At 55.2% G+C, this 21,977-nt stretch carries 17 protein-coding genes and 13 tRNA genes; 20 read left to right on the top strand and 10 right to left on the bottom strand.

The window, feature by feature from the left end; translation table 11 throughout:
* Nucleotides 1-204 precede the first annotated feature (204 nt).
* The 4 genes from RB_RS01740 to RB_RS01725 all read left to right on the top strand — a co-directional run bounded on the left by RB_RS01740 (nt 205) and on the right by RB_RS01725 (nt 9,353).
* Nucleotides 205-2,712 (top strand): S8 family peptidase, encoded by a 2,508-nt coding sequence (locus tag RB_RS01740; protein WP_011118097.1) that lies wholly within the window; start codon nt 205-207, stop codon nt 2,710-2,712.
* Nucleotides 2,713-3,307: 595 nt separating this feature from the next.
* Nucleotides 3,308-4,027, top strand: a complete 720-nt coding sequence (locus RB_RS01735) for a CerR family C-terminal domain-containing protein (protein ID WP_231846115.1) — start codon at nt 3,308-3,310, stop codon at nt 4,025-4,027.
* Between the two features lie 16 nt (nt 4,028-4,043).
* On the top strand, nt 4,044-5,903 hold the full coding sequence (locus tag RB_RS01730; protein WP_164922663.1) for an HlyD family secretion protein: 1,860 nt from the start codon (nt 4,044-4,046) through the stop codon (nt 5,901-5,903).
* A gap of 207 nt (nt 5,904-6,110) precedes the next feature.
* Entirely contained in the window at nt 6,111-9,353 is a 3,243-nt protein-coding gene (locus tag RB_RS01725; RefSeq protein ID WP_011118092.1) for an efflux RND transporter permease subunit, read from the top strand.
* Between the two features lie 146 nt (nt 9,354-9,499).
* On the opposite strand, the gene RB_RS01720 is transcribed toward RB_RS01725, so the two are convergent.
* The 8 genes from RB_RS01720 to RB_RS01680 form a co-directional block, all read right to left on the bottom strand.
* The gene (locus RB_RS01720) at nt 9,500-9,793 is read right to left on the bottom strand and encodes a hypothetical protein (protein ID WP_231846114.1); all 294 of its coding nucleotides are present in this window, start codon (nt 9,791-9,793) and stop codon (nt 9,500-9,502) included.
* Nucleotides 9,786-10,184 (bottom strand): hypothetical protein, encoded by a 399-nt coding sequence (locus RB_RS01715; protein ID WP_011118090.1) that lies wholly within the window; start codon nt 10,182-10,184, stop codon nt 9,786-9,788. The genes RB_RS01720 and RB_RS01715 overlap by 8 nt, the downstream gene beginning before the upstream one ends.
* 47 nt (nt 10,185-10,231) lie before the next feature.
* A complete protein-coding gene (locus RB_RS01710; RefSeq protein WP_231846113.1) occupies nt 10,232-10,609 on the bottom strand; it encodes a hypothetical protein in 378 nt (125 codons plus the stop codon).
* A gap of 331 nt (nt 10,610-10,940) precedes the next feature.
* On the bottom strand, nt 10,941-11,195 hold the full coding sequence (locus RB_RS01700) for a hypothetical protein (protein ID WP_164921350.1): 255 nt from the start codon (nt 11,193-11,195) through the stop codon (nt 10,941-10,943).
* A 475-nt stretch (nt 11,196-11,670) separates the two neighbouring features.
* Entirely contained in the window at nt 11,671-11,793 is a 123-nt protein-coding gene (locus RB_RS01695; RefSeq protein ID WP_261340187.1) for a GxxExxY protein, read from the bottom strand.
* 112 nt (nt 11,794-11,905) lie between these two features.
* Complete coding sequence (ltrA, locus tag RB_RS01690) at nt 11,906-13,285, bottom strand: group II intron reverse transcriptase/maturase (RefSeq protein ID WP_011118084.1); 1,380 nt, start codon at nt 13,283-13,285, stop codon at nt 11,906-11,908.
* 463 nt (nt 13,286-13,748) lie between these two features.
* Nucleotides 13,749-14,621: an IS3 family transposase gene (locus tag RB_RS01685; RefSeq protein WP_011118082.1), complete on the bottom strand. Its 873-nt coding sequence runs from the start codon at nt 14,619-14,621 to the stop codon at nt 13,749-13,751.
* Nucleotides 14,618-14,917 carry a transposase gene (locus RB_RS01680; RefSeq protein ID WP_011118081.1) on the bottom strand — a complete coding sequence of 100 codons (300 nt, stop codon included), beginning with the start codon at nt 14,915-14,917 and terminating at the stop codon, nt 14,618-14,620. Before RB_RS01680 ends, RB_RS01685 begins: the two co-directional genes overlap by 4 nt.
* A gap of 905 nt (nt 14,918-15,822) precedes the next feature.
* Here RB_RS01680 and RB_RS01670 point away from each other — a divergent pair.
* The 16 genes from RB_RS01670 to RB_RS27675 all read left to right on the top strand — a co-directional run bounded on the left by RB_RS01670 (nt 15,823) and on the right by RB_RS27675 (nt 19,565).
* On the top strand, nt 15,823-17,001 hold the full coding sequence (locus tag RB_RS01670) for an ISAs1-like element ISRba7 family transposase (protein WP_011118077.1): 1,179 nt from the start codon (nt 15,823-15,825) through the stop codon (nt 16,999-17,001).
* 154 nt (nt 17,002-17,155) lie between these two features.
* Nucleotides 17,156-17,248 (top strand) — tRNA-Phe (locus RB_RS01665).
* A gap of 58 nt (nt 17,249-17,306) precedes the next feature.
* Nucleotides 17,307-17,379, top strand: a tRNA-Pro gene (locus RB_RS01660).
* A 165-nt stretch (nt 17,380-17,544) separates the two neighbouring features.
* A tRNA-Cys gene (locus tag RB_RS01655) sits at nt 17,545-17,632 on the top strand.
* An 11-nt stretch (nt 17,633-17,643) separates the two neighbouring features.
* Nucleotides 17,644-17,716 (top strand) — tRNA-Tyr (locus RB_RS01650).
* Nucleotides 17,717-17,741: 25 nt separating this feature from the next.
* A tRNA-Lys gene (locus tag RB_RS01645) sits at nt 17,742-17,814 on the top strand.
* A gap of 120 nt (nt 17,815-17,934) precedes the next feature.
* Nucleotides 17,935-18,005: transfer RNA gene (locus RB_RS01640), tRNA-Gly, on the top strand.
* 8 nt (nt 18,006-18,013) lie between these two features.
* Nucleotides 18,014-18,085: transfer RNA gene (locus tag RB_RS01635), tRNA-Asn, on the top strand.
* Nucleotides 18,086-18,277: 192 nt separating this feature from the next.
* Nucleotides 18,278-18,352, top strand: a tRNA-Gln gene (locus RB_RS01630).
* Between the two features lie 90 nt (nt 18,353-18,442).
* Nucleotides 18,443-18,515: transfer RNA gene (locus tag RB_RS01625), tRNA-Asp, on the top strand.
* A 107-nt stretch (nt 18,516-18,622) separates the two neighbouring features.
* Nucleotides 18,623-18,697: transfer RNA gene (locus RB_RS01620), tRNA-Glu, on the top strand.
* A gap of 97 nt (nt 18,698-18,794) precedes the next feature.
* Nucleotides 18,795-18,878, top strand: a tRNA-Ser gene (locus tag RB_RS01615).
* Nucleotides 18,879-18,882: 4 nt separating this feature from the next.
* Nucleotides 18,883-19,035, top strand: coding sequence for a hypothetical protein (locus RB_RS01610; RefSeq protein ID WP_164921247.1), 153 nt, complete (start codon nt 18,883-18,885; stop codon nt 19,033-19,035).
* 81 nt (nt 19,036-19,116) lie between these two features.
* Nucleotides 19,117-19,187 (top strand) — tRNA-Ala (locus RB_RS01605).
* Nucleotides 19,188-19,203: 16 nt separating this feature from the next.
* Nucleotides 19,204-19,275, top strand: a tRNA-Leu gene (locus RB_RS01600).
* A 116-nt stretch (nt 19,276-19,391) separates the two neighbouring features.
* Nucleotides 19,392-19,565: a hypothetical protein gene (locus RB_RS27675; RefSeq protein ID WP_165447201.1), complete on the top strand. Its 174-nt coding sequence runs from the start codon at nt 19,392-19,394 to the stop codon at nt 19,563-19,565.
* A 331-nt stretch (nt 19,566-19,896) separates the two neighbouring features.
* Here RB_RS27675 and RB_RS01595 read toward each other — a convergent pair whose 3' ends face one another.
* Nucleotides 19,897-20,358, bottom strand: a complete 462-nt coding sequence (locus RB_RS01595) for a hypothetical protein (RefSeq protein ID WP_011118072.1) — start codon at nt 20,356-20,358, stop codon at nt 19,897-19,899.
* Between the two features lie 240 nt (nt 20,359-20,598).
* Nucleotides 20,599-21,858: a cation:proton antiporter gene (locus tag RB_RS01590; RefSeq protein WP_231846112.1), complete on the bottom strand. Its 1,260-nt coding sequence runs from the start codon at nt 21,856-21,858 to the stop codon at nt 20,599-20,601.
* Nucleotides 21,859-21,977: the final 119 nt, after the last annotated feature.

Genomic DNA, 21,977 nt, shown 5'->3' with positions numbered 1-21,977 from the left:
ATGGGCTCATCAAAAACCAAAAAATTGACGACAGCCGGTTCGGTTCACCCTCTTTGCCCAATCCACACAGCTCGAAAATTCGCTTGGAACGCAGCGAAGGTGCACGACTCACTATTCGCCCCCCGGCTCTCGGGTGCCGGCAACGTTCTGTGACCTACCTTTGAAAAACATTTCTGCGCCAGCCAAATCGAACCGACCCACCCGATGTCCAATTCATCTCATTCGCCATCGAATCCAAACTTGACGGATTCTGACGCCCTGGAATTGCCATCGCCGGCAATCCAGCCCTGCGAAGAACGATTGGCTCTCTCTGCGTCTTTGATGGGAGCTTGGTTGGCCGAATGGGCGGATCCGACCCAACCATTGCCAGCTTGCCCAGCCGATGTGCTGCCGATCCCGGCCACCGGAACGGCGGCCCCCGCCTCCATTCCTGTCGCCCCCGCAATCACACCACTGCCCGGCGCAACCGCTGCGGACGCCTTTCCCGTCGGCCCGCTGTTTCCCGGCACTTCAAACGGCGGTTTGCCGAGCCATTCCGACACAGACACCTCCGTCGACGGTCCATCCGGCCTGAATTTCGACAGCATTGTCGACGGGCAATCATCAGGATCACTGTTCGATCAAGCTCAATCGCTGAGGCAAGAAGGCGGGGCACTCGCTGGGGACGCTGAAACGGGAGCACTGGATGGGAGCGGTCAAACCATCGCGGTCATCGACAGCGGCATCGCCTATGACCATGTCGCACTGGGAGGTGGCTACGGGCCCGGCTACCGAGTCGTCGGCGGCTACGACTTCGCTGAAAACGACGACAATCCATACGACGATGCTCCAGCCGGATACCACGGATCACACGTGGCTGGGATAATCGGCGGAGACGGCTACTTGGATTCTGGCCAAGCCTTCCAAGGCCTCGCTCCCGGAGCCGATTTGGTCGGACTGAGGGTTTTTGACGATGCGGGAAACGGCAACCTTCAGTGGATCGAATCCGCTTTACAGTGGGTGATCGAAAACCACGACACGTTCGAAAACCCAATCACGACAGTAAATATGTCGCTGGGAACCGAGCTCACCGACGCCAATCGATTCGACGCGATGGCGATGCTCGAAGACGAACTGCAAACGCTGTATGAAAACAACATCATGGTCTTCGCTGCGGCAGGCAACTCCTACGCGACGATGGATCATCAGAACGCTGACGCGTTGATGTACCCGGCATCCAGCCAATATGTCGTCGGCGTTGGATCAGTGGATCCGAACAATATGCTCAGTGATTTCTCACAACGCGAAGACGGCATTTTGACCACTGGTGGACAGGCCGTTCGCAGCAGCGTTCCCGAACATGTTTACGGCGCAGACGGGTTTGCGAACGACTACGCATTGCTCAGTGGCACGAGCATGGCCAGCCCACAAATCGCTGGGGCTTCTGTGCTGGTTCGCCAAGCCATGACGGATGCGGGAATGTCACCAACCGTCGATTCCATCCTGGCTCGACTCAACGAAACCGCGGATCAACACACCGATCCGGTCACCGGGATTCAGTACAAAACATTGAACTTGGAAGCCGCTCTCGCGTTCAGCGTGTCCGAACCGGATCCTGTCCCCACGCCGGATCCAACGCCGCCAACGAATCCCAGCCCAACTCCGACGCCCGAACCAACTCCGGATCCATCACCCAACCCAACGCCGGATCCCGCCCCGCCCGCCAATTCGCTGGTCAGCGAATACCAGGGCACCTCCGGATCCGACGAAGTTGTCTTGGACCTGCGAGGCCTCACGTCTTCCGTTGGCGGTGGAATCAATGGCGAAACGCTTCTCTCCGATGCGAGCGGCAGTTACACGCTCGACACAACCGAACCGATTGTCATCAACGGTGGCGAGGGCGGTGACGTGCTTCGAATCATGGGATCCGCGGAAGCTGAAAGTCTGCTTCTTCGTCCACCCAGCAGCGGAGACGGAGTCAGTCGCCTGACATTCCTCGGCGGTGTGATCGAAATCCGCGGCTTCGAAAACATCTCCTTCGTTGGAGGAGGCGGACTCGATCATGCAACAATGTACGACAGCACCGGCGACGACGTGCTCACCGCGTCCAGCCAAACGGCTCGCATGTCCGGTGTCGGCTTTGAGTTCCGCGTGGACAACGTTCCCAAACTATTCGCCCACGCAACCTCCGGCGGCGAAGACTCGGCACACCTCAACGATTCAGCCGGCGATGATCGCTTGGTCATCCGGCCACAATTCAGCTCGCTTCGCAGCGACACGCAGACACAAGCCGTGTTCGGGTTCGAACGAGTCTATGCCTACGCTGAAGCCGGCGGCCATGACTCCGCCGACCTTGGTGACTCCGCCGCAGATGACGTGATGTCGATCTCGCAAACGCAAGCAACCATCAGCAGCAGTGGCTACCGAGCCACAGCGGTTGGATTCGACGATGTCACGGCCAAAGCCTCCGCCGGCGGCGAAGACACGGTTCGCATCTATGTCACACAACCTGGCGGCACTTGGCATACGACTGACTCGCTGACCCAGTGGAACGGATCCGACGGGACCTCACGTATCGCCCGTGGCTTCGAACACAGCGAAACGTTCGAGCGATTCGAAACGTCCGGCCAATCCATCGAGACCAAGTCAACCGATTCTCCACAACCGCTGGCCAACCCGTTCGACGAAGAAGCCCACCGCGACGCACTTCGACGGATGTTCGAAGCCCTCTGAGCGGATCGTTTGAATCAGCCAAACGCGCCAACTTTCAAATGGTGAGCCGATTCCTTCCAGGAACACTCTTTGAGCACGCAGATGTTGGTGGATCGACGGACTTGGAAGTCCATCGTACGGTTAGTTATTCAACAAATCTCGCTTCGAAGCGAACCTCTTGGTCATCTCACAATCCACCGCGAACCCGGGCGGCAGCAATTCGCTCCAATCCAGTGACGAGAGCACGAGTGCCCAAAGCCCAGAACCTAGTTCCTAGAACTTGATTCCCGCTGCTTAGTTACCAAAGCCCATCGACCGAGGCTTCAGCGACAATTTGACCAATTGGCGGCTGAGCCAAATCTGCTCGATTGACCGCTTGGGGCTTCTTGCGGCAGTCGGCACGCCCTAAACGCGTGTTCTGTGGCAGCGTCGTGCCTCGATTCAATTCGATACGCAAACAGACTTGAGATCGCGGATGTCTCTTCGCAAAGTGTTTCGCTCATCATTCAGCCAAAACTCGGCCGCGATTTATCTCGATTCAAACACTTGTTTAAAACGCATGTTTGAACCATGATTGCAGGGTAAATCTCGTCCGTCAGCACGATTTGATCCGTTCATGGCAGATCCTCCCGAAACCTCAGTGACCGATCCGACCCAACGATTGTTGGCTGCGGCGGGGCCTGTCTTTGCCGAGCGAGGTTTCGATCGCGCGACCGTCCGAGAGATTGCCAACATCGCCGACGTCAACGTTGCCGCAGTCAGCTACTACTTCGGCGACAAAATGGGTTTGTACCGAGCCGTCATCACCGCGATCCGCGAAAAACGCGAACGTGCCTACCCGACTCCGGTGGTTGGCAAAGAAACGCCGCAACAGGATCTCGAACTGCTGATTCGCACCTTGCTCTCGCGAATGCTTGCTGCCGACGAAACCGGTTGGGAAGCCATGCTGATGATGCGTGAGATGCAACATCCAACGCCCGCATTCGAAGGCATGATTCGCGGCTACTTCCGACCGCTCTACGACGCGTTGTGCAAAACCATCGAATCGCTGCTTCCACCGCTGGACGCAAAATCCAGCTGGCAAACCGACGCCCTTGTGCCTCAGCTAGCACTCGGCGTCGTTGGGCAATGCCTTCACTATCGAATTGGCCGCCCCGTGATGGCTCATTTGATTTCACCGGAAGTGATTGAAACACACTACGGATTGGATTCTTTGTGTCGTCAGATCACCGCGTCCACCTTGGCAGCGTGTGGCGACCAAAACGTGATCGATCAACACAAGCTTCTCAAACCATCGCCGCTCAACGAGCCTCAAGATGTCTCTTGTCAACAATAATGAGCCGACAACCACGATGACCGAAGACGAACAATCCGCGGAGGCCAAAGCGTCCCCGGTGTCGACGACGACCGCGCCATCGTCTGCCGAACCGACTCGATCGCCCTATGAACATGGCATCGAAGTCGATTCGCCCGCGACGGAAACAAACACGGTTCAGTTAATCGATTCGTCCAACGTGTTTTCGTGGCTGATGTTCAACATTGGCGTTCCATTGTTGTTGCTCTGTGCAGCGACTGCGTTGGTTGTCTATCTCGGGGCCGTCCAACCATCCACGCGACCTGCCGCTGATACATCTCTGGCCGGTCGGCTGCAAGCATTGCCCGCCGTCGATGTCGTCCCGACTCAGTCACTCGCGGACAGCGGTAAAACATTGCATCTGAACACCGACGGCACGGTTGTTCCCTTTCGGGAAGTCGTTTTGGCGACTGAAGTTGCCGGACGAATTATCGAGAAGTCACCTCAATGCGAAGCCGGTCAGTATGTCACCGCCGGCACGGTGCTGATGCGAATCGATCCGACCGACTATGAACTCACGGTTCGTCGGCTGGAACAAACCCAGCAATCTGAATACGAATCGATCAACGAGATCGACCAGGAATTGATCAACGCCAGTCGCCTGTTGGAGATCGCCGACGCTGACATTGAACTTCAAAGCCGAGAAGTCAAGCGGCTTGATTCGTTGCCCGAAGACTTCGCCGCACGCCGTGACGTTGACGCCGCCCGCCGCGCTGTCCTGCAAGCCGAACAACAAAAGGTGACGTACCAGAATCAAATCGATTTGCTGAAGAAACGACGTGCCCGATTGGAACTCGCTGAGCAACTTGCCGCGACGCAACTGAAACAAGCTCGAATCGATCTGGAACGCACTGAGATACGAGCTCCGATCGACGGTGTCATCGCCAGCGAACAAGCCGAGCTGAACACGTTCGTCGCTCGCGGAAACCCGGTCGTCACGATGGAAGACACATCCAAAGTCGAAGTCGCGACCAGCTTGCGAACCGATCAACTGTATTGGGTGCTGAACCAGAAGACATCGCAATCGCCCATCGAAGAACTCAACGCACCCGCCAACGGTGCTCACCGCGGTTACAAATTGCCGCCGACCGAAGTGAAGGTCCAGTACCAATTGTCTGGCCGAGACGATGTGACTTATGTCTGGGATGGACAATTGGTCGGTTACGACGGAATCGGATTGGACGAACAAACTCGCACCGTCCCCGTTCGTGTTGTGGTCGATCATCCTCAAATGTTCGAGATCCAGCGTCGTGGCGATGAGGAATCGACGAAGCGTCCCACCGACGAGAGCGTCATCTCGACCGGTCCAACCGCACTGGTTCGCGGCATGTTCGTTCGCTTGCAATTGCAACTTCAACCTGCCGTGCCACTGGTCATCTTGCCTTCCGAAGCCCTCAAACCTGGCAACCGAGTTTGGGAATTCATTCCGGATGATTCGGTGCTGGACGTCGCTGAAGAGGACGCCAAAGCGGAAGACTCAGATGCGGTGGCCAAAACCGACACCGATGACAGCGTCGCAAAAGAAGACGATGCGCAGTCGACCGATAACGAATCCGACACAGAAGCTGAGGCCGAACCGGAAGTTGCCTTCGTTCCGGATGAATGGTCGCCGGGCCGTTTGGTGATTCGCCAAGACATTCGCCCGATCGATTTGCTTTCCTCCATCGGCGGAAGCTCTGATTTTTGGATCTGCGAAGTACCCGATCAATCCATCAACGGTGACAGCTTTGTCGTTGTCTCACCGCTCGGCAGCATCGAAGCGGACACATTCCCGGTCCGTGCAAAGAAGTCGAACTTGACCGATCCGATCGAGATCAATTTGGATTCGCCCTCCCCCGAAGCAATCACTGATTTGTGACAGCAATGAAGTCACAACCATCGTGACTTTCGCGAACAAAGACAACTGAGCCGTTTGGGCGTTGCCCTCAAGTTATCGTGCTCAAACCCTGGCCAGCGATGAACGACACAAACGCGACCAGACGTCGCCGGTTCCGCTTGGCGAACAAACTCAACACGCGAATAAGCTCAACACATTGTTCCTTCCTTTTCAATCAAAGAACCTTCGATGAAACGTGTCCTCGCCTGGGCCATCGAAAACGCACCCGGCATGAACGTGGTCATGCTGGCGTTGGTGATCATCGGTGCTGCCGCATTCGTTGGTATGCGTCGGGAGGTCTTCCCCGAATTCGAACTCGAAGTCGTGATGGTCTCGGTGCCCTATCCAGGTGCCACGCCTCAAGATGCGGAAGAAGCGATCTGTCAAAAGATCGAAGAAGCGATTCGGTCCATCGACGGAATCAAAAAGGTGACCTCCATCGCGATGGAAGGCCGCGGGTATGTCCTTGCCGAGATGCAAAGTGACATCCAAGACGTTCAAAAGGTGATGTCGGAAATCGATCGTGAAGTCAATCGCATCCCAAGTTTTCCCGACTTGGCTGAAGACCCAGAGATCGAACAAATCACGTTCCGCGACACGGCCATTCGCTTGGGAATCATCGGCCCCGATGACCGAACACGTCGAGGCGAGTTGAAACTTCGCGAGGTCGCTGAGTCGGTGCGAGATGATTTGTTGATGCTGCCCAGCGTCACGGTGGCCGAGTTGATGGGCACACGGAACTACCAGATCGACGTGGAAATCCCTGAGGCCACACTGCGATCCTATGGAATGACGCTAGACCAAGTCGCGTCGGAAATCCGACAACACAATGTCGAATTGCCCGGCGGCCAACTCAAATCGTCCGGCCAAGAAATCTTGTTGCGGGCGAAAAACAAAGGTCGCGTCGGCCCCGAGATCGAACGCATCCCGCTGATCACTCGCCAAGACGGTGTGGTGCTGACGGTTGGCGACCTTGGCAACGTTCGCGATGAATTCGAGGACGTCACCGCAACGGCGGAAATCAATGGCGAACCCGCCATGGTCATCAACGTGCAACGAACGAAATCCGAGGACTTGCTGAACCTCGTCGATGACGTCCGCGGTTATGTCGCACGAACAGAAGCTCCACCTGGGTATCGGTTCGTCCTCTGGGGCGACACGTCGGTGGACGTCCGAGACCGGATGGCGTTGCTGCTACGAAATGGCGTCCAAGGTTTGGGATTGGTCTTCCTCGTCCTCGCATTGTTCCTGGAAGTCCGCTTGGCATTCTGGGTCGCGCTCGGAATCCCGATCTCCATCATGGGCGCGGGTGCTGCACTCGCTTGGGGCGACCAAACACTCAACATGCTTTCCTTGTTCTCCTTCCTGATCGCGTTGGGAATCGTCGTTGATGACGCGATCGTGATTGGCGAGAACGTTTACGCTCACCGTCAAATGGGCAAATCGCTGCACGACGCCGCTGTCGACGGTGCAACGGAAGTCCTCCCCAGTGTCGCGGCGTCGATCACCACCACCGTCATCGCATTCGCTCCGATGTTTTTTGTGTCCGGCGTCATGGGCAAATTCATGGCGGTGATTCCGTTCGCCGTGATCGCCATGCTGCTCGTGTCGCTGTGGGAAAGCACGTTCGTGTTGCCTTGTCACTTGGCCCACAGCCATTCGGGATTCTTCCGAGTCGCCACGATTGTGACCTATCCACTTCGCCCCTTCATGCTGTTGTTGTTTTGGCTCAATTCCAAAGCCAGCATCGCGATGGAATGGTTCGCGGAAAAGGTTTATGTGCCGTCGCTTCATTTCTGCTTGCTCAACCCCGTCCTGCCCATCGCCGTGGCAATTGCATTGTTCGTCGGCACGGCCGGTATGATTCGTGGTGGCGTTGTGACCACGGTTCTGTTCCCGAAATCCGACAACAACTACTTGCAAGCATCTGTTGTCTTTCCCAACGGCACCCCTGCCAGTGCGACCGAGGCCGCCACGAAGCGGATGGAACGTGCCCTGCAAAAAGTCAGCCGAGAAATCGCTCTGGAACGCGCCGCCGAAACCCGCCAACCCGTCGAGTCGCTCTACCCACCACCGGAGGCCGACTACCTTGGCCCCGTGCGTTTTGCCTATCGCGAAGTCGGTTCAATCACCAACACCGCTGGCCCCATGGGCGGGCAAGGTTCCAGCGGCAGCAACGCGGGTCAGATCTTTGCCGAACTTCACGGCACCGAAATCCGCGAGGTTCACAGCGATCAACTGATCGCCCGTTGGCGACGCGAAGTGGGTGAGATCGCTGGCGTCGAGCGGATCATTTACGGCAGCATCGGAACCGGCCCAGCAGGAACGCCGATCGAGTTCAAATTGCTCGCCTCCAGCGAACACGTCGACGAACTGCTGGCGGCCACGGAAGTCATGAAACAAAAGGTCGGCACGTTCGCCGGCGTCTTTGACATCAGCGACGACAACACTCCCGGCAAATGGGAATTCCAATTTCGCGTCAAAGACAAAGCCCTCGCGACCGGTGTCACCCCGACGGACCTCGGACAAACCGTTCGCAACACATACTTCGGTGCCGAAGTCATGCGTTTGCAACGTGGACGTCACGAGGTGAAGTTGATGGTTCGCTACCCTCCCGAAGAACGCACGTCTCTCGTCAACTTCCGAGAAATTCGCGTCGGAGGCGCCGATGGCACACAACGACCGATCAATGAACTGGCAGAGATCAATTTGGAACGTGGCTTTTCGGAGATCAACCGCGTCGATCAACAACGCAGCATCACAATCTCCGCCGATTTGGACGAAACGACCGCCAACGCTGATCTGATCATCGCTAGCCTTCAGAAACAAATGGACGGTTTCATAGCCCAGTTCCCAAACGTTTCCATTCGCTGGGAAGGCCAGCAAGAACAAAGCCGTGAATCGGTCGGCAGTTTGATGGTCGGATTCGCGGTCGCGATCCTGTGCATGTTTGTGCTGTTGGTCCTTCAGTTCCGATCCTACATGCAGCCACTCCTCATTCTGGCCATCATCCCCTTTGGCATGATCGGTGCGGTTTGGGGACACGCCTTCCTCGACCTTCCGTTGACCTTGTTCAGCATGTTCGGCTTGGTTGCGTTGGCCGGAGTGGTCGTCAACGACTCGATCGTTCTGATCGATTTCATCAATTCGCGTGTTCGAGCAGGCGACGAACCCATCCAAGCGTTGTTGGAATCGGGCCGACGACGTTTCCGTCCCATCATGTTGACCAGCATGACGACCATCGCAGGTTTGATTCCGTTGTTAACCGAAAAATCCTTCCAAGCTCAATTGCTGATCCCGATGGCCAGCAGTCTTGCGTTTGGTTTGATGCTCGCGACTGCCTTGGTGCTGCTGTTGATTCCCGTCTTGTACATGCTCTATCTGCTCACCCTTCAATCGTTGAACATCCCGTTCGTCGAAGTCGAAGAATAGACGACAAGAACAACGCCTATCACGTAGGCCGGATCAAGCCGCTTCGGCGCAGCTCCGGCAGAACAGCCAAACCGCAACACCAACCCATTGCCGGATGGGCGTCGCGATACGTCATTCACCTTGCGTCCGCAGACGTCACCATCTCACTACCAGAATCGCCATAGATTCTCTTTGAGCCACTCCGTGAAGCTGTCACCGCGGACATAGCCAATGGTCATCCCGAGAACTCCACCCAAAACGCCGCCAGCAAAGAACGCCACGACGGCCCATCCTGTGAAAGCCAGCGAGACCGAGAATCCCAGCCCCGCACCGCCGACGGCCCCCAGCAACCCGCCCGCAATCAAGTTGACGATCGCATCGTTCGCTCTCTCTTCCATCGGTTCGACATCCGCCTTCTGGTCTGGAGCCGCCTGAGTCTGGCGTGAATCGGGTTCAATCATCTTGCGCTCCTTCCACCGCTGGTATTCCGCCGCGACGCAACCGCGACGATCCCACAATCGTCAGCACAGATCCGATCAGCGAACACGCAACAGAAGACATGAACGAAACATTCAATGCTGACCACGGTGAGTCGGATTCCCGCTTCAGAGCCATCAAGTCGCTGCTGACAGAGTCCAACCGATTCCCTAGCTGACGGATTTCTTGGGCTGTCATCGTGTCTGACTCAGCCCGCGCAACGAAGGCTTCCAAGACGTCAATCCGATCTTGGACACTGTCTCTCGCATTCCTGGACTGCTGGCCTTGCCAAGCATTCATCAAGAGCAGAAGCGATCCAAGCATAAACACTCCGATTCCAAACCACTGCAGTCGGTTTCCATGCTTTCTTCGCATTCATCGCACTTTCAATTTGCTGAGCTGCCAATGTTAGCAATCAGAGACTACGACGCAGACGACTCGCGTGCTTCGCTCGGCTTCAAGACGTACACACGATCGTCGATTCTCTGGCTGCTGCCACGCCAATCCTGAACCTCGATCACCACCTCAAAATCTGCATCAGACTCACTCATGCAAATTTGGTAGACCAAGCCTTCACCAGGTTGAACTTGTTTGAAACCCCGATCCTCTGCCCAAACAAAAACCCGATTGGTTCTCACGCCGCCAACAAAATGTCCGATCGCTGATGATGCAAAAGGCTCTGAATTGTCCGGCAACCAAATGGCATGTCCACCAGCGTTCACCACCGAGACTTCGTAAATTTTGGCACCGTGGTAGTAACCGTGATATCGATCTAGATCAACAGGATCGTAAATTCGCACTTGAGGATCAAACGGGCGCAGCACCACGAACGCACCAGCGCACAGCGCAGTGAAAATGAGCAACGTTGAAATCCGAAACCGCTTCACAACCACCTGCAACCTTTATCATCTACGTCACTCATTCGATCAGTTCAGAAACGATTCAGGAGAAATCAGAATATCACCCAAATCATTCTCACCGGGATCAAGCAAAACTGAAAACCGAGCACGCCGCCATTGAACTTCCTGCCCTTCAATGGTTACTTGATCGATTTTGCCCACTTCATGACGAACTCGAAAGACGAGCTCTCGGCCAACAGGCAGGCCTTCGATCTTCAACCGGCCGTCGGAATCACTGGCCGCAACATACGGATGGTCGACAACAACCACGAACCCTCGCATCCACGGATTTCGGATCAACGCATCTTTCGATCACATAGAACGCGAAGTAGTAGGCTCGGCAGAATGACCAGATCGCAACGGCGAGCAACACAATCGTTTGCACGCTCGGAGAATTCGCGATCAGAACCAGCGAAGCCAGCACTCCCGTCACAACGAACAATCCGCCTTTGAACCAAATCCATCTTGGGTCTTTCAAATTTGCCATCTCATCATCCTTCTTGAAGGATTAATCATCGAAGACACACCACTTTACAAACCAAATGATGAGCGGTGCCAGCATGATGGCGGCAATCTTGATCATCGAATTCTTCCTCCTTTAAAATGTTCATGGTGACACAACGTGACCCTCGGACCGCTACGATGGCAACCCTGAGCGTCTCATCATACCAATAATTGCTGGCTAACAATTCCAGCAGTCGCGTAGGCCGGATCAAGCCGCTTCGGCGCCGATCCGGCAGATCAGCCGAACCGAAACCTTCGTGCTCTCTGTGCCCTTCGTGGTGAAGAATATTTACCGGCAAATGCACCACGAAGGACGCGAAGAGCACGAAGGTTCAGTGTGGAGCGAACATGTTGCCAACGAATAAGGAACATCATCCTTCGTGTCCGCTACGTTTCTTCGTGGTGGAAAGAAGATCTGCAATCGACTCTTGTCCCACATGGAGCCGGCAGCATCAGATTCAAAGCACAAAGCGACGGAGCCCGTCTTTGAGCCGTGTCACGTTGAAATTGATTAAGAGCCCCGTCCGGATTCCCGCCAGCTTCATGTAAGTAAGCAATTGAGCCTCGTGAATCCCCTTCAATTTGGTCCATCTGGGAACTCTGTGGGTCGGTATAGGGGTAGGGAAGTCCGGTTGAGCCGGACTCCCCTCCCTCAGAACCGTACGTGCGGTTCTCCCGCATACGGCTCGCCAGTCAGTGGGTCCCGTCGAGGGATTGAACGTAAGCTGAGTGGGCTAAACGCAGACTTCGATAGCCTCGCTCGCTGAAGTAGGCATTGGGCCAACGATGCGTGCGACACAGCCGCTGAGGATTGCGTCGATGACGCTTCAAGAGCTGACGCCGCAGTCGTTTGCGAACCATCCCGTCGTACTTGTCAAAGATGTTCCACGTACAGTGACGAAAGTAACTGAACCAACCCACCGTCACGCGATTGATCTGGACGATCGTCGCTTCCAGCGATTGGCCGCTCTTTCGGGGCGTTAACCGTCGAATCGTGTCGACCATCTTCTGGTGACTTTTCGCTCGCGGAAATCGAAGCTTCCCGCGGAACGAATAGCCTAGAAAGTCAAAACTATTGACCCGACTGTCAACGATGTGCGTCTTCTCGGGGTGCAGCGTCAAACCGGCTTCACAGACGAAACGTTTGACTTCCTCAAGGGCCAACTCCGCTTGCTCCTGACTACGACACAGGATCACAAAGTCGTCGGCGTAGCGAACCATTTCGTAGCCCAGATCGGCCATCCGGTGGTCCAGCTCGTTGAGGTACAGATTGGATAACAGCGGGGAAAGCACAGCCCCTTGCGGTACGCCACTCTCAGGCGTCCACTCGCGAAGTTCCTCCAGGATCGATTGGTCCAAGAATCGCTTCACCAGATCCAATACCCGGCGATCCGAAATCTTCTCGCTGACCAACGCCAGCAAGCGGTCTTTCGGAATCGTGTCGAAGTAACCTTGCAGGTCAGCATCGACCACAAAGACATGATCGGTCTCCAGTAGCTCTTCGACCACTCGCAGTGCATCATGACAGCTGCGGCCATGGCGGAAGCCGAAGCTTCGTTCATGGAACTCGTTGTCGAAGATCGGTTCGATGACGTTGACCAACGCCGTTTGCACGACGCGGTCGCGAACCGTTGGAATTCCCAAAGGCCGCGTTTGTTTGCTGCCCGGTTTGGGAATTTGCACCCGACGTACCGCCTGTGGGCGATAGGTGCCGGTTCGCAGCTGTTCATACAGTTGCTTGATCTCAGCGATTTCCTTTTCACTGAAATCCTCGGTGCTTTGCCGATCCACTCCCGCTGCTCCCTTCTTGCCGACAACCTTGCGGGCCGACACGAACAGGTTCAGCTCACGGTACACCTTGTCAATCAAGGCATGCCATTTACCTCCTCGCACTCCTACTGAGAGTGCGTTCAACATACGATCTGTCCATACGACACGATTCGCCCACGAAGAAATCTCAATTGCTGACTTCTTCTCAGGTTCTCCAGCACGGCTAGCCTTGGCCGACGGGGATTCCGCCGAAAACGGCACTGTCACCGGGATGTAGTCTTTCGATTTACGTTTCGCTGGCATGGTCTTCTCGTATCCACTTCCCTGCCTCCCTTCGCTTGCACCGGGTTTGGTTCCCGGTGGTCGACACTACTATGGAGGCTCTGACTTCTCGGCTGAGCTTCAGTGGTCTGCTGCTCGCCGAGATCTCCCTGCTTCTCTCGATTGAACTTCCGAACATTCCGTCTCCAACCACCGCATCGCCATTTCGCCACGCTCGATTTCTCACGTTACCGAGTTCATTCATCGTCGTGGCTGCTGCACCGACCGCCCGCACAGTCGTCGGGCTGACCTGGATCGGTCATCGCTTGGCCGATTGCGTGCAGTCAAGGGTTCGCTCATTCCTAGGAGGCTCCCCGACAGGCTTGGCCGAATCGAGTTCACAATACAGTTACGGACTGCTCATTCGCTTTTGGTTGCTCTCCACCCTTTCTGTTGAAAACGCAGTGAGGTGGCCTGGGTTTTGGGGGCCACGCGTCCTCTTCTTTTAGCAGGGGACGGTTGATTCGAATCGGGTCGGCGAGAGATAGCCGAGCGATGAATGAAGACGCGATGTGTTGTAGTAGGCAATGAACTCAGTCAGTTCACTCAATGCCTCGCGATAGTTCTCATATTCGGTCATCTGCAGCTCCGTCTTGATCGTTCCAAAGCAAGATTCCATAAACGCGTTGTCGTAGCAGTCACCAGCTCGGCTCATGCTTTGACGCATTGAACTGCGCTGGATGATCGCACGATATTTCTTGCTGGCGTACTGTCCGCCGCGATCAGTGTGGTGGATGAGATTTCTTGAAGGCTGTCGACTTCGAATCGCCTTTTGAAGCGTTTTGATCACCAGGCTCTCGGTCATATCCATTTCCAAGGACCAGCCGATGATCCGCCGGGAAAAGCGATCCATGAGGGTCGCCATGTAAGCGAATCCGGTTCGTACGATAGGAATGTAGGTGATGTCACCTACCCATAAACGATTCACACTCGTTGGCTCAGGCTGTTTGAGCAATAGGTTCTCGTTGTAGCCCAGCGTGTGCCGACTTTCGGTCGTTCGCGGCTTGAACGATTTCGGCTGCAACGCCGATAGCCAAGCGATTCGCAGCAGTTTGGCGACCCTTTCACGTCCGATCGCAACTCCTTGTAGCTTCAGGTCTGCAGCGATCCGTCGGGCACCGTAGCGTCTGCGGTGTCGATGAAACGTGGTGATCACCATTGGCAAGACATCCATGTCGCTCTGTTCTCTTCGGCTTGAAGGTTCGCTTTGAAATCGCTGAAACGCAGACCGTGAGAAACCAAGGATCTCACCGACTGCTCGTTGCGATGCCGTGCCATCGCGAATAATGCTGGCCGCTGCGGAATAGAGCTGGCTCACTCGTTTCGGCCGAAAATGATCAAAGCTTTTTTTAAAACATCGCGTTCACGCTCGACTCGTCGCAGTTCCGCCTCGAGTTCGGCAACGCGGCTATCGAGCACCTCGCCAACCGGTCCGGCCGACTCGACTTGCTGCTTCTTCCAGCGGTAAAGCAGGTTCGTTTCAGAGATTCCCAATCGCTCAACAATCGATGTCGCTGAGTGACCGTCGAGCAGCATAGCAACTGCATCACGTTTGAATTCGTCTGTATAGGTGCGTCGTTCAGGATTAGCTGAAGGCTTGGTCTTTCGTGGCATCTGGGGTTCCTTGAGTTCCTTTCAGTTTAAGGACTCGCGTGGCCCCCAAAACCCAGGCCACCTCACAGTGCGGACCATCGTTCGAGTGTTCAGACATGGTGTCGCCAGGGAATTGGTTCCAGTGACAGTTCTGAATGCGCTCGAGGCATTGAGCTCCAGGGCAGCGTCACTTTATGGTGTTGCGACGAAGTAGAGCCAGCGAACCTTCCGGACAGATGTCCCCGCATCGATCACCAAGGTGTTTCGCGAGCCTACTTGCCCTTCTCCCCTGTCGGCGATCACGGCAGCGTTCCATCGCGTTTAGCTTCCTCACATTCAAATTTTCGAGTAGTGTTTCTAGAACGGCTTGCCTGATTGTCATTGCAGCGACAAACCACAGTCCGTGTTTCTAAGCGAACCATTCAGTTTCCAAAAATTCACGCGGAAGATTCGTTTTCCGATGGAAGCGAAAGAACTATGTTTGCTATCGCTTTGGACTCAAGCTATTCAAGTGTTGGATGGCCAACACCTTTGGGACAGGAAGCCACAACCTCTGTCGGAAGCGAGTGTGCTTTGCTAGGAACCATTGGCGTTCCCTGTATTCTCGGTTTCGCGAAATATTTGGTTTTGTGCGAACCCTCAAGAGGCCAACGCGTCTATCTCTCAGAACACACAAGTCACATTCAACAGACGAGCGAGTAAAGAGCTTTCTGATGTCAACGAATATTGAATCCAGTCGACTCGAACAGAAACACGAAGGCAGTCTTTTCGCCTCGCTGGCAATCCATTGCGAGCCGTCGAATAGCAATGCCCCGGCGTATCCACGGCGATCGCATCAAATTTCGGAAGAAGTATTCGATTGCCGGTTGTCTTGGTGAAGACCTGTTGCGAAAGATTGCGTGAACTCGTTTGATTCATGCCCTGCTATGGAGACGGCAATGCTTTCGCAAATCGATGTGTTTCACGACTGCTTTGATCAGGTCGAAGACCCTCGCGTTCCCGGACGAACCACGCATCCGTTGAACTCCATTTTGTTCCTAGTGGTTGCTGCGACGATCGCCGATGCCGACGGTCCCGAAGAGATCGAGTGTTTTGGAAATGAACGACTCGATTGGCTCAGTCGCTTTGCAGATTTCCCTCACGGCATCCCCTCGCACGACACCATCGGTCGAGTCCTGTCACTGATCAAACCAGAGCAGTTTCAGCAAGCTTTGCTAGACTGGCACACACAACTTTGTCAGCAATATCGCGACGCCGAAGACAAGCTTGATCGTGATGAAGAGCAGTCTCTGCCCATTCATGTTGCGATTGATGGCAAGACCGCACGCGGCTCTTACACCAACGCTGAGAAATCAAACGCAATTCACTTTGTATCCGCTTGGGCTTCCAAACATGGAGTCACTCTTGGGCAAACCGAAGTGGATTCAAAAACCAACGAAATCACAGCAATTGATGAGCTTTTAGACTTCATTGATGTCCGTGGCACCATTATCACGCTCGATGCAATCGGAGCCCAGAAGTCGATTGCTGAGAAGATTCATCGTAATGGCGGCGACTACATTTTCGCGATCAAAGACAACCATCCCAAGTTGGCCAATGCCATCCGTGAACACTTCGAGTTGGTTCACGAAGAAGGGCTGAAAGCCAATGGAGTGAAGTCGAAGAAGACGGTGGGAAAAAAGAGTGGCCGACAGGAAGAACGATTCTACGCTGTTTGCCCGATACCACCTGAGATGAAAGCCATGACAGATCTCTGGGCAGGTGCGACGAGCATCGGCCAAGCCATCACGCAAACGGAGCGAAATGGAGAGTGCCATGTCGAGGTTCGTTATTTCCTGCTCAGTCGACCTGCCCGGGTAGGAGAGTTCGCAATCAGTGTCCGGAGTCACTGGAGCGTGGAGTCCATGCACTGGGTGTTGGATGTCGTGTTCCACGACGATGCCAGCCGCATTCGGACCAAGAACGCGACGGCGAATTTCACGTTCATCCGTCGTTATGTGACGACGCTTCTCAAGCAGGACACTACCAAGCGAAGTCTCAAGCAGAAGCGAAAAAAAGCGGGCTGGAATACCGACTTCCTCGAGAAACTCATGTTCTCAGCATGATTTTGATGCGATCGCCGTGCCGGCGTATCCACGTCTGATGTGACACTCGCTTTCCAAAGCGAACGACTTCTTCATGAAGGCTCGGTGTCATACGGACAGCGAGCCTTTTTTCGTGTCCGCATCGAACGGGCAAACCCAACAACGCACCCAACATGGGCTGGTAGCTGAGACGCCGGCTTGCCCTATTGGCTGACGCGGGCGGCGGTCTGAAGAACCGCAGACGAGGATTCGAGCGCCTTCCGGCCCACTGACAAGGAAGAGATGCGCCGACGGAACCATCCGCGGCGATCGAAGCAACAAAACATCGGATACAGGTGCAGATGGAAGCACGTCCGCTTTGGGAGCGGAAGGGTCTCGGTTCGACTCCGAGGTGTCCGACTTTTGAAACGACAGATGGTAGTCGAGGGCTGGTTGTCCAGGCCTTGCTGATAACGAGGTTGTGCCGAGTTCGATCCTCGGGGCTACCACTTACGACAACGACACGAAAGGAAACAACATGCTGTCTGCACTGCGATTGAAACGCATAGCCGCGACTGAAAAAGCGGGGCTGTGGTGTAACTGGCAGCATGACGGACTTTGCTGTAACGCCTGCAAAGGGCGTTCGGTGAGGGGCGAGCTCCCTTCGGCCCCATCGCTACACATCGGCGTGTAGCTCAAGGGTGAGAGCGGCGTCCTTATAAAGCGACCGTTGCGGGTTCGATTCCCGCCACGCCGACTGAAACGAAACAACGACGACACATGGGATTGTGGCAGACAAGGTAATGCATCGGACTCTTAATCCGAGCGATGTGAGTTCGATTCTCACCGATCCCACTTGAAGAAAGCGATTAGCAATTAGCTGTTAGCGACTAGCTCAAACCAAAAAGCTAACTGCTAATAGCTAACCGCTAGAAGCTATTTCGATCTTTGACAATTTGGTAGTGATGCATTTCTGCGCCCATGATGTAGCGGTAGCCTGCTGCCTTGCCATGGCGGAAGTGTGGGTTCGACTCCCACTGGGCGCTTTGCAGAATCCGGTGTGGCCCAATGGTAAGGCGGCTCCCTGTTAAGGAGACGAGTGATGGTTCGAGTCCATCCGCCGGAGCTTTGAAGCGAGATGGGGAGAAGGGGAGTCAGGGAGAGCGGAAGATAAGTGATTCAAGTCTGAGGTCTCCCATTCTCCCCATCTCCCAGACTCCCCCTCTCATTCTCCGGCGCGTAGTCGCGACGTGAGCCTTTGAAGCTCGCAGGTCGGGTTCAATTCCCGGACGGAGTGCTGATGTATTGAAGACCAAACGCCGGAGTAGCAGTTGTTGGTCGCTGCACCTCGCTCTGAACGAGGAGTCCATTGGTTCAATTCCTGTCCTCGGCCCTGTGGCCGTCCTGCATTGGTTTCAGGAACTTCGCTGTGAACGAAGTCCATGTCGGTTCAATTCCGATCGGTCACACTGTGAACATATTCGGTGGCGATTTCCTCTGGGAAGGAAGCTTGATTGTCTATCAAGTCGCTGCGGGTTCGACTCCCGTTGCCATCGCTTTTAATTCGCCGCATTCGACTACTGGCTAGGTCGGCTGCTTCTCAGGCAGCAGGAAGGAGATCGAAACTCCTATGCGGTACTCGCTTCGACCGAAGCAACAAAACGGCGTGGTAGATTCTGTTGGCAGAATCGTCTGGTTTTCATCCAGGAGTCCGCGGGTTCGATTCCCGCTCACGTCACTTGGTTAGCTCATTAGCTGTTAGCCAATTAGCGATTAGCTTTTTGGGGTCGGGTTTTGCTAACGGCTAACCCGGTAAAAGCTAACACGCTATTCCTGGAAGTCACCCGGCCGGATGAGGACACTGTCTTGAAAACAGCTGCGGTCAAAAACCGTTGTGGGTTCGAGTCCCACGGCTTCCGCTTGATGAATGGTCCATGGGAGCGTTGGGTCGACGGTTGGGTGGTCGAAAGCGTCGGTGACGTATTTGTCGAAGACGACCAACTTCCTGACTCGCACAAGGCGATCAAAAAACATCGCAAGTCGACAGGCGACAGTGCTCCGCGACTGCATGCGTAGCACGGAAGGAAGCTTCAAGAGTGAAACTCCCGAGGCGAACCATTTTCGTTGTCCACTCATCACTCTTCTTGCTTCATTCATGGGGCGCTCGTCCAACGGGAAGACGTCTGTTTTGCACGCAGAAAATCGGGGTTCGATTCCCCGGTGCTCCACTCTCTTTTGAGAAACGCTGAGGTAGGCCAACGGCGAGCCGCTTGTCTTAGGAACAAGTGCTTGCGGGTTCGACTCCCGCCCTCAGTACTTGGCTATGATGCGACGCTGGTTGAAGTCTGTTCGTTTCACGACAACCCGCTGGCCCATCACCTGATACGGAGCGATTGCTGGTTTATCGGTCCGAAAAAGAGCCATTGAAAGTCATGATGCTGTTGGCTTCGGATTCGTCTGACACGATAACGGTGGACCAGATCGTCCCGAACGAAAATTATTCGAAGTCGGGCAAGCTGACGACGTTCATGATGGGACAACGCTACATGCCCTGCGAACGATTGCTAGTTGCGAAGGTGACGCATGAATTGGATCAGGCCGAGTAAGCGTGCGGCCTTGCTGACGCGGCTGGTTGTGACTTTGCTTCTTCGACCTCATTCCGAACTCTTCCAAATGGAAGCGGTTGTCCAGTTTTTACTTCGCTTCTTTGGGAGGTGCGGACCGCTTCGGAAGAGAATGGTTCCACCCCGATCCAGAACGTGCAGTCTGATCGAAGCTGATGTCGTCGTCACGCGATGTTGGTGGATCGGCCGCATTAGACGAATTGTCTGCTGAGAGAATCGCGGGTGATGAAGTAGACGCCAGAGTTCGGCGACGTTCAGGCTTCCGATTTGGGTGAAGAGCGGGATGTTCGCAACGCGATGGTTCAAGGTGGTTCTACGACGTCCGCAAGCTGACTAGATGCTGGCCACCGGTACTTGCAATTTCCGTGCGCACTTCTAGCCCCGGCGTGAGACGCGAGAGTCGATCAACGAGCCACTTGGCCACCGCATCGGCATCCTCGCGGGTTGGGCAACGAGCCATCGCTTCGCGGCCACCTTTTCGCTGCAATCGTTCAGCCGCAGCGATGATCGGAGCTGGATCGACAACAATGAGATGATCGGGCCAAGGCACCACCGGGTCATTCGACCCTTTGCCGGAGTTGCAACTCTTGTGAGCGAGTCGCTCGGTTGGCATATCGCCCTTTTCCTGTTTCTTTTTCTTTGCCCGGCCCTTGCTGATACGAGTGTCCAAACTTGCGCCGCGCGGATCGTTAGGTGACATGTCAGGGTCGACCGGTTCGTCGCAAAGCCAGCACCGCCAACCATCTGCCTCACCCACATCTTGAAGTTGTCCCATCTGCTTTGGTCTCTCTGAATTGTCGTTTGAGTTCGGTTTGGAATTTCACCCAAGGTAACTCGCCCCGCAGCACAGAGAAGGGCGAAGCCACGGGGCTTCTTTCGCGGGGTTCCCCGTGGGTAGCGATGTCCGTTTTCCACATGTCCGCTTCCCATTGGTCGTTGGAACAAGGCAATCGAGGCCGTGCCAGGGCCCGGTGAATCAGCGAGAAAGATCATTCAGCCTCGCATCGAAGAACGGTCAGTTGGTAGCGGCAGAGGTCTTGTCATCCTTTTCTTCCGCATACCTTCGCATCATCAGCGAGGCAACATTGCTGTGGATCACGATGGAAAGCGTGATTGTGGTGAGAACGATTCCAGCGAGTCGATTGGCGATGGGATCTTCCAGTCCGTGGCTGATCGCGTAGCTGAGGTAGTAGAGCGAGCCGATTCCGCGAATGCCGAAAAGAGAGATCAAGATCTTTTGTGAGAAGCGAATGTCCTTCACCGCCAATGCGAGCAGCACACCGATTGGTCGGAACAGGAAGAACACGAGCATGGCGATCCACCAATCGCTCGCCATTGTCCAGTAGGAGGTCGCGAGAGCGCCCACCAGCACGACAACGGCGACTTCGACGATGTGACCGAATTGGTCGTTCACTTCCGTCACCGTGTGCATCAGTTTGTCGGGCTGCTCGTCGTCGGATTGTCTTTCCGCGTACCGCCGCATCGCGACACCCGCGGCAAAGACAGCCAGAAACCCATAGGCGTGAAGCAGGAGTGCCGCACCATAACTCAGTCCGATCAGCCCCAAGGTCAAAGCCTCTTCACAGGCGGCGGGCGAGTTGGTTTGACGTTTGATCCACACCGCCACACGGCTGACCGAGTAGCCGCTCAACCAACCGATACCGAGTCCTGCCGTGGTTGCCCACAAAAGATCAACAGTGATCCACCGCCAGCCATATTCGCCGAGCTGGTGATGACCGAGCAATCCCAGTCCAAGCATGATGAACGGAAAAGCGGCACCATCGTTCAGGCCGGCTTCACCGGTGAGTGCGTATCGCAATCGATCAGTGTCATCGTGATGTTTGACTTGCACGTCACTGGCCAGCACCGGATCCGTCGGTGCAAGAACCGCTCCCAGCAAAATCGCGGCTCCCAAGGGCAAGTCCAAGAGCATCGTTCCGACCATGGCAACTCCGGCGATCGTGACGACCATCGTCACAGACGCCAGTGGAATGGGGGCTCTTAGGTAGTGATGCCATCGTGGCTTGAGTTGCAATCCGGCAGTCAGCAAGCTGATCAGGACGGCGACTTCTGTCACTGATTCCACCACTTTGACATGTTTGATCAACTGGAAATCGAGCAACCTCAGTCCCCACGGTCCGATCGCGGCACCGATCAGCAGATAGATCGCGGGCATGGATACCGGCCAACGTCTCATTGGCCCACGTCCCAACGCCGCGAGCAGAAAGATCAGACCGGATAAGAGAGCCCAGGCGGTCACCGGTTCCATGCTCATGGTTGCTTCCTTGTCATCAGGCACTGGTTTGGTGGGCCAGTTGCGGTGGGCACTGTCGTAAAGAGAAGGTAGCCGATTTCGTCCAATAGGCACTCAGGAAGCCGGCGTGAAGTTCTTCA

Origin of the sequence: Rhodopirellula baltica SH 1 (genome assembly GCF_000196115.1) — a bacterium.
Taxonomy (GTDB): Bacteria; Planctomycetota; Planctomycetia; order Pirellulales; family Pirellulaceae; genus Rhodopirellula; species Rhodopirellula baltica.
The sequence above is the reverse complement of the archived record's forward strand: the minus strand, read 5'-3'. Positions and strand labels throughout refer to the sequence as shown.